This is a genomic window from Parafrankia colletiae (assembly GCF_001854655.1).
In the GTDB taxonomy this organism is placed as follows: domain Bacteria; phylum Actinomycetota; class Actinomycetes; order Frankiales; family Frankiaceae; genus Parafrankia; species Parafrankia colletiae.
In genome coordinates, this window is record NZ_MBLM01000138.1 from 63,069 (window position 1) to 74,596 (window position 11,528).

Sequence of the window (11,528 nt, forward strand, 5' to 3'; positions counted from 1 at the left end):
GCGGTGCGCCGCCCCCGTGCCGTGCCTGTGTGCCTGTGCGCCGTGGGCCGCGCCGACGGTTCGAGACAGTAAGCAGCGTCACGTTGCTGCGGCGTTGCACCTGCCGACGTCCGGACTGCAACGCGCCTGGAACCCCGCCGCCCGCACAGTGATCCGCGTTCCGGCACCCAGCCCGGCTCAGCGTGTGGAGGAGAAACGTGACCGAGTCCGCGCCCTTACGTGACCAACGACGCCTGGAGCGCGTCCGGGGAGGCTACGGCGACGTGCTCGCCGAGTTCTTCGGCTCCTTCCTGCTCATCGCCTTCGGGGCCGGCTGCGTCGCCATGCTGGTGGCCGGCCTGCCCGGTTCGGGACGCACCGCCGGGCCGACCGTGATCTTCCAGGCGGCGGGTGACTGGCTGCTCCCCGTCTGGGGCTGGGCGTTCGCCGTCGCCTTCGCGGTGTACCTGACCGGTGGGATCAGCGGAGCCCATCTCAACCCGGCCGTCACCCTCGCCCTGGCGGTGCGTCGGCGTTTCCCGTGGCGCAGGGTCCCGGGCTACTGGGCGGCACAGGTCGTGGGCGCCTTCGCCGGCGCGGCCCTGGTGTACGCCGTCTACAGCCCGGCGATCTCCGCCTTCGAGGCCGCGGCGGACACCCCGCGGGACGGCGGCGCCGCCGTCGCCTCGTTCTCGATCTTTGCGACCTTCCCGGCGGGCTACTTCGACGGCTGGACCGGACCGCTGCTCGACCAGGTGGTCGGAACCGCGCTGTTCGTGGCGGTGGTGTTCGGTCTCATCGACAGCCGTAACAGGTCGGTGTCGGCGAAGGCCGTGCCGCTCCTGCTCGGCTTCGTCGTCGCCGCTATAGGAATGTCCTTCGGCGCGAACGCCGGGTACGCGATCAACCCGGCGCGTGACTTCGGGCCGCGGCTGTTCACCTTCCTCGCCGGCTGGGGCGAGGTGGCCCTGCCCGGCACGGTCACCGGCGGCGGCCTGAACTTCCACAACTACCTGTGGGTGCCCATTGCCGGGCCGCTCGTCGGTGCCGTGGTCGGCGCGCTGGTCTACGACTTCTTCATCGGCGACGTGCTCCACGCCCGCCAACAGCCACAGTCACAGCTGCCGTCGGCATCGGCATCGGCGGCCAGCCTCGCGTCGACGTCCGACCGACGTCCGGCCTCGGGCGAGGTCAGTCCTCGTCGGCGAAAAGCCAGGCGAGCCGGGCCGCGGCGAGGCCGTGCCGCGGGTCGTGAGCGGGAAGTGTCCGGGTGAGACGCTCGAACACCTCGATGTCACCGCTGCCCGGCTCGCTGCGCGCGAAGGTCCACAGCGCGTCGACGTCATGGTGGCCGAGGACTGCCGACCGCAGGGCGGCGACCATCTGGTCGCGTTCCGCGCGGATCGCCGGAGCGTCCGAGTGGGGGAGCAGGGGCGCGTGGCAGGCCGCCACCGCCGCCCGCACGTCGCCGGCGTCCAGCGCCGCGCGCATGGTCAGGAAGTCCGCCTCCACCTCGGCCCGCAACCGGTACGGCTGGGTCGACATGATCGACTCGCCCAGCATGGCGCGCAGCCGGTGGATCGAGGCGCGCACCGTCGTGGGATTGCCCTGGTCGCCGTAGAGCATGGTGGCGAGCTGCTCGCCGGTCAGGCCGCCCGGATGCAGGGCGAGCAGGGCGAGCAGCTCGGCCCGCCGCAGCGTCAGCGGCACCTCGCGACCGTCGAGCACCGCCGCCGGCCGCTCGTTCAGGAACGACAGCGACAGGGTTGGCCGGCGCGGGGCCGTCCGCGCCGGATGCGTGAGCCGGAGGAGGTAGCCGTCGGGAAGCGGTTCGACCCGCGCCTCGCGGCCGTCGTCGAGCAGGACCCGGTCGACGCCGGGCTCGACCGGGATCCGCCGCGGCCACCCGTCGTGCGGCTCGGCGGCGATCACCCGTTGGGACAGCGTCACCAGCGCGCCCGGCTCGCCGTGCAGGCCGGCCAGATGGGCCAGGTTGCGGGCCCTGATCCGCTCGTCCCGCTGCTCCATCTGGTGCCACAGATGGCTTTCCGCCAGTTTCGCGGCGGCGTTGACCAGCGAGATGCAGGCGGGGTGCAGCTCGTCCAGCAGGCCGCTCACGTCGATCGTGCCGAGCACGCGCCCCGTGTCCGGGTCGTGGATGGGCGCCGCGGCGCAGGTCCAGCTGTGGTAGGCCCGGACCAGATGCTCCGCCGAGTAGATCTGCACCGGAGCGTTGATGGCCAGCGCGGTGCCCATCGCGTTGGTGCCGATGGTGTCCTCGGCCCACCGCGCGCCCTCGCACAGCCCGACCGGGTCGGCCCGCCGGCACAGGTCGAGAGCCCCCTCGCGCCAGAGGATGGTGCCCTTGGCATCAGTGACGATCATGACGTGCCGGGAGGCGTCGGCGATGCTGACGAGCAGGTCACGCAGCAGCGGCAGCACCGCGTGCAGGGGGTGGGCGGACCGGACGTCCGCGATCTCGTCGGACCGGTAGACGATGATCGGATGGTAGCTGTCCGGGTTGACCCGGGCGGCGAGCGAGCGGCGCCAGGATTCGGAGATGACCGATCGCGGCGCGGTGAGTAACTTCGCGTCACCCAGCACCGCCTCGTGTAACCGCCGCAGCGCGACCGCGTGCGTCCGCGGGTCGCCGTCCGGCGGAGTGCCGTCGGCCCTGGTGACCGTGGCGCTCTTCGCGGCACGGGAGTTCTTCGTGGTCGTCGCGGCCGGGACATCAGTGCTGCGTGACTTCATGATGGGCGCTCCGCGGCGGTCTTGACAGGGGCGACTCGTCGGCGCAGCCGTCACTGCCGGGTGGGCACCGTTCCAGCATGACCGGCCAGGCAGGACGTCKGCAAGCGCGCGTCGCGGCGTGGCCGCCCGGTCTCCCCCCACGGTGGGGGTGCCGTCCGCTGCGCCGTCCGCTGCAACGAGGGTGCAACATCGCGCCCGCTACGGTGCTCCTTCTCAGGGGCGGCCGGCACGGCGGCGCAGAGGGGACGGGATGGTCGATGGGCGCATACAGGGATGTGTACGACGCGTGGCAGAAGGATCCGTCCGACTTCTGGCTGGCCGCCGCGGCGGCGGTGACCTGGTCGCGCTCGCCGCAGGTGGGCCTGGACGACAGCCGCCCGCCGGCCGCCCGCTGGTTCCCCGACGGCCGGCTCAACACCTGCCACAACGCCCTCGACCGGCATGTGGACGCCGGGCACGGGGACAGGGCCGCGCTGATCTACGACTCGCCGGTGACGGGCGCCGCTGGGCAGTACACCTACGCCGAGCTGCGTGACGAGGTGGCGCGGTTCGCCGGCGTCCTGCGCGGGCTGGGCGTGGGGCCGGGCGACCGGGTGATGATCTACATGTCGATGGTCCCGCGCGCCGTGGTCGCGATGCTCGCCTGCGCCCGTCTCGGTGCCGTGCACACCGTGGTCTTCGGCGGGTTCGGCGCGAAGGAGCTGGCCGCCCGGATCACCGACGCCGCCCCCCGGGTGCTGGTCTGCACCTCCTGCGGCGTCGAGCCCGGCCGGGTCGTCGCGTACAAGCCGATCGTCGACGAGGCGATCGCGCTCGCCGCGGACCCGCCGGACCACGTGGTCGTCCTGCAGCGTCCCCAGGCCGAGGCGACGCTCGGCCCGCGCGACAGCGACTGGGACACGCTGATGGCCTCGGCCGGGCCGGTGGACTGTGTCGACGTCGCGGCGACGGACCCGCTGTACGTGCTGCACACCTCCGGCACGACCGGGCGGCCCAAGGGGGTCGTGCGCGACAGCGGCGGGCACGCCGTGGCGCTGGCCTGGTCGATGGCCAACATCTACGGCATCGGCCCGGGCGATGTGTGGTGGGCGGCGTCCGACATCGGCTGGGTCGTCGGCCACTCCTACATCGTGTACGGACCGTTGCTCGTCGGCGCGACGACCGTGCTTTACGAGGGCAAGCCGGTCGGGACCCCCGACGCCGGAGCCTTCTGGCGGGTGATCTTCCAGTACGGCGTCCGGGGGCTGTTCACCGCGCCGACCGCCATCCGGGCGATCCGGCGGGCCGATCCGGACGGAAACGAAGCGGCCCGCCACGACCTGGCGTCGCTGCGGACCCTGTTCCTGGCCGGCGAGCGGCTGGACCCCAGCACCTACCGGTGGGCGACCGACACCCTGCGCGTCCCGGTCGTCGACAACTGGTGGCAGACCGAGACCGGCTGGCCAGTGGCGGCGAACCCGCGCGGCCTGGAACCGATGCCGGTCCGGCCGGGCTCACCGACCGTGGCGGTCGTCGGCTACGACATCCGGATCCTCGACCCGGACGGCCGCGAGGTTCCGCCCGGCACCGAGGGACTGATCTGTCTGCGGCTGCCCCTGCCGCCCGGCGCGCTGCTCACCCTGTGGGGCGACGACGACCGCTACGTCGAGTCCTACCTGTCGCGTTTCCCGGRCTTCTACCTGACCGGCGACAGCGGGTATCTCGATGACGACGGCTACCTGTACGTGCTGGGGCGCACCGACGACGTCATCAACGTCGCCGGGCACCGGCTGTCCACCGGCACGATGGAAGCGGTGCTGGCGGCGCATCCCGCGGTGGCGGAGTGCGCGGTGATCGGCGTCCGCGACGCGCTGAAGGGCCAGGTGCCCTGCGGTCTGATCGTGCTGAAGGCGGGGGTGGACGTCGACCCGGAGGTGCTGCGCGCGGAACTGGTCGCGGCGGTCCGCCGGGACATCGGCGCCGTGGCCGCGTTCCGGGAGGTCGCCGTCGTCGACGCCCTGCCGAAGACCCGGTCCGGCAAGATCCTGCGCGCCTCGATGCGCGCGATCGCCGAGGGCCGCGACGAGCCGGTGCCACCCACCATCGAGGACCCCGCCGTACTGGACGCCCTGGGCCCGGTCCTGCGGCGCAGGCCCTGAGGCCGGCCTGCCGGACGCCGCCCCCGCCCCCGAGGTCAGCCGCGGTCGGCGGCGACCGGCACCGGCACCGCTGCGGGGGAGGGCGGCGTGCGCCAGTCGGTGACCGGCTTGTGAGGGACCTCCCGCCGCACGACCGGGGCGATCTCGGTGGCGAAGGTCTCCAGCGTGGCGCGGTAGTCCTCCGGGGTGAACTTGCGGACCCCGCCTCCTGGCTCGTCGCCGCGGCGACGAAGCCGCCGGTGCCGACGCCGACCAGGGCACGGTCCGGACTGTGGCCGTAGAACGCGAACCGTTCCCGGTAGTACTGCACGGCCTCCAGGTACCGGCCGGCGACGGCGCTCCCGAGCGAGGTGAACACCGGGTCGCCGTGCCGGGCGGCGAAGTCGGCGCTCTCCAGGTTCGTGTTGGCGCCGTGCCAGATCCGCAGGTCGCGTCGTCCCGGCCGGGGCAGCCCGGTCACCCTGACCAGGGGCCGCTGGAAACGGCCCTCCCAGCTCATCTCGGTGTCGGCCCACAGCGCGCGGAAGACCTCGTAGTTCTCGCGCAGCCGGACCCACTGGTCATCTGGTGTCACACCGAAGATGCGGTGGGTCTCGGCGTAGCCGCCCTTGCCGATGACGAGGTCGACGCGCCCGTCGGCGAGATGGTCGAGGGTCGAGTAGTCCTCGAAGGCACGCAGCGGGTCGTGCAGGCCGAGGGTGGAGACCGTGGGGGACGGGCCGGTGTCACAGGCGTCGGGCGTACTCCCGTCAGCCTGCACCCGTCCGAGGGGGGAACACAGGACGTCGTCCCCTGCCACAGGGGGTGTCAGGGGGCTGGTAGGGGGCGGCTGGCGGCGGCCGGCCCGCGTCCCGCCGTGGGCGCCCGCCGGCTACGTCGTCCAGCTGACGACGGCGAGCTCGTCCGCGGGGGCGACGACCAGGCCGTTGCCCCCGCAGGAGGTGCACGGGTCCAGACGGGCGCCGTCGTACTCGTGGCCGCAGGCGAAGCAGCGCAGCTGGTCTGGCGCGTGCTCCCAGGTGAGGTCGGTCGCCTCCAGGCAGGTGCCGGCCGCGGCGGCGTGCCAGGCGGCGGAGGCCGAGCTGATGTCGACGCCGGTCGCGGCGGCGAGAACCACGGCCCGCACCGGGGTTCCCGCGCTGGCCTCGATAATGGCGCCGACGGCGGCGCGGGCGAGGCCGGCTTCATGCATGTCCGGGTACCTGCACTTCCCAGTCGGTGAGGACGGCCCGGGCCGCGTCCACCATCGCGTCCACGCGGGAGGCGAGAAGGGCGCTCAGGCCCCAGCGGTCGGTGATGGATTCGGGCACGACGCCCACCAGGGCGACGTGCCGGGGGGCGCAGCCGGCGAGCTCGGTGGCCGCGAGCGCGTCGACGAGCCCGATGTCGTGGGCGGTGGCGCGCACACCGTGGCCGCGCCGGACGTCCCCGTCGGGGATGACGACCAGGTCGCCGGGGCGCCCGTGGGCGGTGGCCACCGCGTCCAGAATGAGCACGGCGCGCCGGCCCGCCAGGTAGGGCATGAGCATCAGCCCGAGGGTGCCGCCGTCGAGGACGTCGACGCCGGGCAGCGGCGGGGTGGCGAGCCGCCGGGCGGCGACCACGCCGACGCCGTCGTCGCCGAGCAGCTCGTTGCCGATGCCCAGGACCAGGACCGGGGCGTCCGGTCCGTCGGCGGCGGCGACGGTCTCGCGCAGCACCGCCGGGCTGGTGGTCTCGTGGCTGGTGCCGTGGGGTCCGGTCGCGGCCGTCACCGGTGGTCCTTCGGCAGGAACTTGTTGCCGGAGAAGATCGATGTCATGACGCCGGTGCCCTCCACCCGGTCGACGAGGATGGCGCTGTACAGGTGGTGAATCATGAAGCCCCAGGTCAGCCACATGATCAGGTGGTGGATGAGACGCAGCGTCGGCAGCGGGACGATGTGCAGCAGCCAGCCGGTGAGCCAGGAGGCCCAGCCCGTCCCCTCGGCGCCCCACAGGACCAGGCCGGTGACGATCTCGACGCCGAACATCGTGTACAGCACGCAGTAGGTGAGCCCGGCGAGCGGGTTGTGGCCGACTACCGGCGGCGCCTCCCGGGTCAGGAACATGTAGAACCGCAGCGACGGGACGATCTGGCCCAGCCGCTCCCGGGTGCTGGGTATCCACTCCGTCCATCGCGACCAGGGGTTCGGCGAGCGCAGGTGCCAGCAGAGCCGGGCGAAGATCAACGCGATGAACAGGTAGGCGGTGACCTTGTGGATGGTCCGTGTCCAGGACATCCAGTAGACGCCGCCGCCCGGGTCGATGACCGGGGTGCCGATCAGGAAGCCGGTGACGGACAGCGCGACGAGGTCCAGTACGAGCAGCCAGTGGATGAGCCGGACCGGCAGGTCCCAGACCCGGACCCGGACGAACGGCGCGGGCCCGCCGCCGGCGGCCCCGTGGACCGCGGGCTCGTCACCCGCGGGCTCGTGGGCGGCGGGCTCGTGGGCGGCGGGGCCGTCGGTGGCGGGCGCGGGGGCGGTCACTGGACCCGGACCTGGATGATGTCGTTGCCGTCGGCGTCGTAGAGGTGCGCCGCGCAGGCCATGCAGGGGTCGAAGGAGTGCAGGGTGCGCAGGACCTCCAGCGGTCGCTGCGGGTCGGCGACGGGCGTGCCGACCAGGGACGCCTCGTAGGCGCCCGGGTTCCCGTCCGCGTCGCGGGGGCTGGCGTTCCAGGTGGTGGGCACCACGGCCTGGTAGTTGCGGATGCGGTCGCCCTCGATGACCACCCAGTGCGACAGCGCCCCGCGGGGGGCCTCGTGGAAGCCGACGCCGCGCAGGGTGCCGTCCGGCCAGGAGGTGGGGCGCCATCTGCCGGTGTCGGCGATGGCCAGGTCGCCGCTGGCGACGTTGTCGCGCAGTTCGGCGACGAGGTCCAGCGAGTGCTGGGCCATCAGCCGGGTTTCCAGGCCGCGGGCCAGCACCCGGCCCAGCGTCGACATCAGCGCCTCGGGTGGGAGGTGCAGGCGGTCCAGCGCGCCCTGCACGAGCGGGTGGATGCGGGCGTCGTTCAGGGAGTAGCCGACGAGCAGGCGGGCGAGCGGGCCCACCTCCACGGCCATGCCCTGGTAGCGCGGCGCCTTCAGCCACGAGTACTTCCCGGCGACGTCCAGCTGCTCGAACGGCGGCTCCGGGCCGGTGTACTGCGGTTGCGTCTCGCCGAGCCAGGGCGGCAGGGCGGCGTCGGACTGCTCGTAGCGGAACCACGAGTGCGCGACGGACTCGGCGATGCCCGCCGGGTCGAACGGCTCCACGGCCAGGCTCCCGTTGCGGATGACGCCGCCGGGGAACAGACCGTCCCGGGGCGGCCGGGCGACCCGCGGCGGGGACGCCGAGTAGTCGCCGAACACCATGTAGGAGCCGAGGCCCCGGCCGTAGGTCGTCCACTCGGGGTAGGCACCGGCGATGGCCTCCAGGTCGGGCAGGAAGACCTGCTCGACGAACTCGACGCCCCGCTGCAGGATCTGGGCGACCTCCTGCAGCGTGTTGGCGTTGATCGCGTCCTGGCTGTTCAGGTCGATCGGGGAGGCCATGCCGCCGACCACGTACGTCTGCGGATGTGGGTTCTTGCCGCCGAGCAGGGCGTGCACCCGCACGTAGTCCCGCTGGAAGTCGAGCGCGTCGAGGTAGTGGCTGAACGCGATCAGGTTCATTTCCGGGCTGAGCCGGTAGGCCGGGTGCCCCCAGTAGCCGTTGGTGAACGGGCCGATCTTCCCGCTTTCCAGGAAGACCCGCAGCCGGGTCTGCACCGCGGCGAACAGGCCGGCGGTGGACCGCGGGTAGTTCGAGATCGACTGGGCCAGCGCCGCCGCGCGGGTCGGGTCGGCTGCCAGTGCCGCCGTCGGGTCGACCCAGTCCAGCGCCTGCAGGTGGTAGAAGTGCACCACGTGGTCGTGCACGCTCAGGGACGCCGCGATGATGTCGCGCAGCAGCCGGGCGTTGCGTGGCGGGACGGCGCCGACGGCGTCCTCCACCGCCCGCACCGACGCCAGCGCGTGCACCGTGGTGCACACACCGCAGATCCGCTGCGCGAACAGCCAGGCGTCCCGGGGGTCGCGGCCGGTCAGAATCGTCTCGATGCCGCGCCACATCGTGGACGACGCGTAGGCCTCGGTGACCTGACCGCCGTCCACCTGCACCTCGACGCGCAGGTGACCCTCGACCCGGGTCACCGGGTCGATGACAAGCCGACTCATTTCACCTCGCCCGTCTCTCTGCCGCCGTCGGTCTCACTGGATGGCACTGCCTTACCTGCTGGCGCTGCGGCACCGGCTGTCCCGTCGCCGCTGCCGTCGCCGTCGCCGTGGCCGTCGGTCTCGGCTGCAGGCGTCTCGGCGTCCTCCGCGAGGCGGTCCGCGGCCTGGCGCTCCCGGTGTGCGGCGACGCGGTGCTGGACGACCTTGCCGACCCCGTGCGCGGCGAAGCCGGTCGCCGTCGCCGCCAGCACGCCCACCCCGATCTGGTCGGCGGTGAGGTCCAGACCGGACGTCGCCACGTGCGGCAGCCGGTCGTAGAAGGGGGACATCGAATCCCAGAAGCTCGGCTCCGAACAGCCCACACACCCGTGCCCCGCCGCGACCGGCCAGGACGTCCCGCCGTTGAACCGCACGCTCGGGCAGTTGTGGAAGGTGCTCGGCCCCTTGCAGCCCAGCCGGTACAGACACCAGCCTCTGCGGTGGCCCTCGTCTCCCCACTGTTCGGCGAACTGGCCCGCGTCGAAGTGGCCGCGCCGCTGGCAGGTGTCGTGGATGCGTTCCCCGTAGGCGAACAGCGGCCGGCTGAACCTGTCCCGCGCCGGGAACTCGCCGAAGGTCAGGAAATGCACGATGGTGGCGGTCAGATTGTCCGCGTTCACCGGGCAGCCGGTCAGGTTCACGACCGGGATTTCGCTGACGACGTCCTCGACCCGCACCGCCCCGGTCGGATTCGGCCCGGCCGCCGGAATACCACCGAAGGCCGAACAGGTCCCGACGTTGATGATGCCTGCCGCACCCCGGACGGATTCACGCAGAATCTGCTCCGCCGACCGGCCGCCGACCGTGCACGACCCGGGAATTCCGGTCGGAATGGAACCCTCGACGATCACGAGATGCCCGCCCCGGGCCACCGCGTCGTCACGGGCCTTCTCCGCCGCCACTCCGGCCGCGGCCATCACCGTCTCGTGGTAGTCCAGCGAGATCATGCCCAGCAGCAGGTCCGCGACCGAGGGGTTGCGTGAGCGCAGGAACGCCTCGGTGTCACCGGCGCAGTCCTGGAACTCCAGCCAGATCACAGCGGGACGGTCGACGCTGTCCAGCGCGTAGGCGACGCGGGGCGCCATCTGGGCCGGCAGTGCGAGCGTCGCGGTGATTCCCGCGCAGAACTTCAGGAACGATCGCCGGTCGACCCCGGCGTCCGCGAGCCTCGCGGACAACGGACGGCCGGATTCGCGCGTCATTCGGGTGCCTCCCGCCCGGGACTTTCGCTAGTGCGGTCCTGTACGGCTGTCCTGTGTGACTTTCTGGCCGACTCCCAGGCCGGCCGCCGGCGCCGCGGCGCATTGTGCGAGTGGACGTTAGTGCGCGCCGCGGCGCCAGACAGGAGCCTCATCGGATGCGGACGGGAGTCCATCAGAGCCGAACTGCAGGGCCGGATGTCCCTTGTCGTCGCCGGGTCGGCGGCGGAGACTGGTACGCCGAACCCCCGACCAGCAATCCGGTCCGCCGGCCGCGAAGCACTGCTCGACAAGGGGGGTGAGGCGCCGTGTGCCTCGGGATACCTGGCCGGATCGTCGCCACCGTCGACGTCGCCGGCCTGCTCATGGGCACCGTCGACTTCGACGGGATCACCCGCGAGGTCTGCCTGGCCTATGTGCCCGACGCGCGGATCGGTGACTACGTCATCGTCCACGTCGGCTTCGCCCTCAACCTGGTCGACGAGGTCGAGGCGCACCGCACCCTGGAGCTGCTCCGCTCACTTGGCGACGTCCTGCAGGACGAACTCGCCCTGCCGGATTCGCCCCGGCCGCGGAACGAGCTGCCGCCGTCCTCGTCCGGTGCTCGTGGTGGCGACTGCTAGTGGTCTTCGGTGTTAGTTCGTCGGTGATCGGTGGCGTCGGGTAGGTAGAGACCGGCTGCGAGATCGAGAGCCGCTTCGGCGGTGCCGGTCCAGGTTCCGTCGATCAGGACGGAGTCGGCGTAGTCGTCATGGCTGGCGCGCCAGATGGCGAAGCCCCAGCTGTTGGCATAGCCGACGTAACGCAGCCGGCACAGCGGCTGGTTGTCTCCGTCGGGGCCGGTCGCGTCGATGTAGGCGAACCGGCCCCGGTAGCGGGTGGAGACCTGGCTGATCCCGGGCCACTCGCTGGCCGCGTGGGCAGCGAGGCGCTGACGCAGGGAGATCTTCGTCGATTCCGGGATACCGGCCACGGCCTGATTGTGGCCGGGGCTTCGGGTGTGGTTGCCCCGGGGGCGTGGTGGCGGGGCGGGTGTGGTGTGATCCGCCCGGTAGGACGTGATGGTGTCGCGTCGCGCTGCTCCGATCACCCTGACCGACGCGGATCGGGTGGTACTGACCGCCCGCGTCCGTTCCCGGACCGTGCCTCGCCGGGACTGGCTGCGCGCGAGGATCGTGCTGGCCGCGGCCGATGGGGC

10 protein-coding genes and 1 pseudogene are annotated in these 11,528 nt (G+C 72.5%); 3 read left to right on the plus strand and 8 right to left on the minus strand.

What is annotated here, in order from left to right; translation table 11 throughout:
* Window positions 1-197 precede the first annotated feature (197 nt).
* A complete protein-coding gene (locus tag CC117_RS23885) occupies window positions 198-1,253 on the plus strand; it encodes an MIP/aquaporin family protein (protein WP_241830366.1) in 1,056 nt (351 codons plus the stop codon).
* Here CC117_RS23885 and CC117_RS23890 read toward each other — a convergent pair.
* Window positions 1,171-2,733, minus strand: coding sequence for a GAF domain-containing protein (locus CC117_RS23890; RefSeq protein ID WP_071087837.1), 1,563 nt, complete (start codon window positions 2,731-2,733; stop codon window positions 1,171-1,173). The genes CC117_RS23885 and CC117_RS23890 overlap by 83 nt on opposite strands.
* A gap of 257 nt (window positions 2,734-2,990) precedes the next feature.
* Here CC117_RS23890 and CC117_RS23895 point away from each other — a divergent pair, with 257 nt between their 5' ends.
* Complete coding sequence (locus tag CC117_RS23895) at window positions 2,991-4,871, plus strand: propionyl-CoA synthetase (RefSeq protein ID WP_071087839.1); 1,881 nt, start codon at window positions 2,991-2,993, stop codon at window positions 4,869-4,871.
* Window positions 4,872-5,124: 253 nt separating this feature from the next.
* On the opposite strand, the pseudogene CC117_RS35165 reads toward CC117_RS23895, so the two are convergent.
* From CC117_RS35165 to CC117_RS23920, 6 genes and pseudogenes are all read right to left on the minus strand, one after another.
* Window positions 5,125-5,670, minus strand: a pseudogene (locus CC117_RS35165) (LLM class flavin-dependent oxidoreductase); the annotation flags it as partial.
* A gap of 72 nt (window positions 5,671-5,742) precedes the next feature.
* The gene (locus tag CC117_RS23900) at window positions 5,743-6,063 is read right to left on the minus strand and encodes a hydrogenase/urease maturation nickel metallochaperone HypA (protein WP_071087842.1); all 321 of its coding nucleotides are present in this window, start codon (window positions 6,061-6,063) and stop codon (window positions 5,743-5,745) included.
* Window positions 6,056-6,625 (minus strand): HyaD/HybD family hydrogenase maturation endopeptidase, encoded by a 570-nt coding sequence (locus CC117_RS23905; protein ID WP_084132693.1) that lies wholly within the window; start codon window positions 6,623-6,625, stop codon window positions 6,056-6,058. The genes CC117_RS23900 and CC117_RS23905 overlap by 8 nt, the downstream gene beginning before the upstream one ends.
* On the minus strand, window positions 6,622-7,380 hold the full coding sequence (gene cybH, locus CC117_RS23910) for a Ni/Fe-hydrogenase, b-type cytochrome subunit (protein WP_071087843.1): 759 nt from the start codon (window positions 7,378-7,380) through the stop codon (window positions 6,622-6,624). Before cybH ends, CC117_RS23905 begins: the two co-directional genes overlap by 4 nt.
* The gene (locus tag CC117_RS23915) at window positions 7,377-9,092 is read right to left on the minus strand and encodes a nickel-dependent hydrogenase large subunit (protein WP_071087845.1); all 1,716 of its coding nucleotides are present in this window, start codon (window positions 9,090-9,092) and stop codon (window positions 7,377-7,379) included. The genes cybH and CC117_RS23915 overlap by 4 nt, the downstream gene beginning before the upstream one ends.
* On the minus strand, window positions 9,089-10,333 hold the full coding sequence (locus tag CC117_RS23920) for a hydrogenase small subunit (RefSeq protein WP_071087847.1): 1,245 nt from the start codon (window positions 10,331-10,333) through the stop codon (window positions 9,089-9,091). The genes CC117_RS23915 and CC117_RS23920 overlap by 4 nt, the downstream gene beginning before the upstream one ends.
* A 305-nt stretch (window positions 10,334-10,638) precedes the next feature.
* Between CC117_RS23920 and CC117_RS23925 the strand changes: the two genes are divergently transcribed.
* Complete coding sequence (locus CC117_RS23925; protein WP_071087849.1) at window positions 10,639-10,953, plus strand: HypC/HybG/HupF family hydrogenase formation chaperone; 315 nt, start codon at window positions 10,639-10,641, stop codon at window positions 10,951-10,953.
* On the opposite strand, the gene CC117_RS39285 is transcribed toward CC117_RS23925, so the two are convergent.
* A partial coding sequence (locus CC117_RS39285) for a hypothetical protein (protein WP_241830367.1) occupies window positions 10,950-11,528 on the minus strand: 579 nt, incomplete at its 5' end. The genes CC117_RS23925 and CC117_RS39285 overlap by 4 nt on opposite strands.

What these genes read in the sequence shown, in the direction of transcription:
- CC117_RS23890 (WP_071087837.1), bottom strand. Translation starts at nt 2,733, where the DNA reads ATGAAGTCACGCAGCACTGATGTCCCGGCCGCGACGACCACGAAGAAC.
- CC117_RS23900 (WP_071087842.1), bottom strand. Translation starts at nt 6,063, where the DNA reads ATGCATGAAGCCGGCCTCGCCCGCGCCGCCGTCGGCGCCATTATCGAG.
- CC117_RS23915 (WP_071087845.1), bottom strand. Translation starts at nt 9,092, where the DNA reads ATGAGTCGGCTTGTCATCGACCCGGTGACCCGGGTCGAGGGTCACCTG.
- CC117_RS23920 (WP_071087847.1), bottom strand. Translation starts at nt 10,333, where the DNA reads ATGACGCGCGAATCCGGCCGTCCGTTGTCCGCGAGGCTCGCGGACGCC.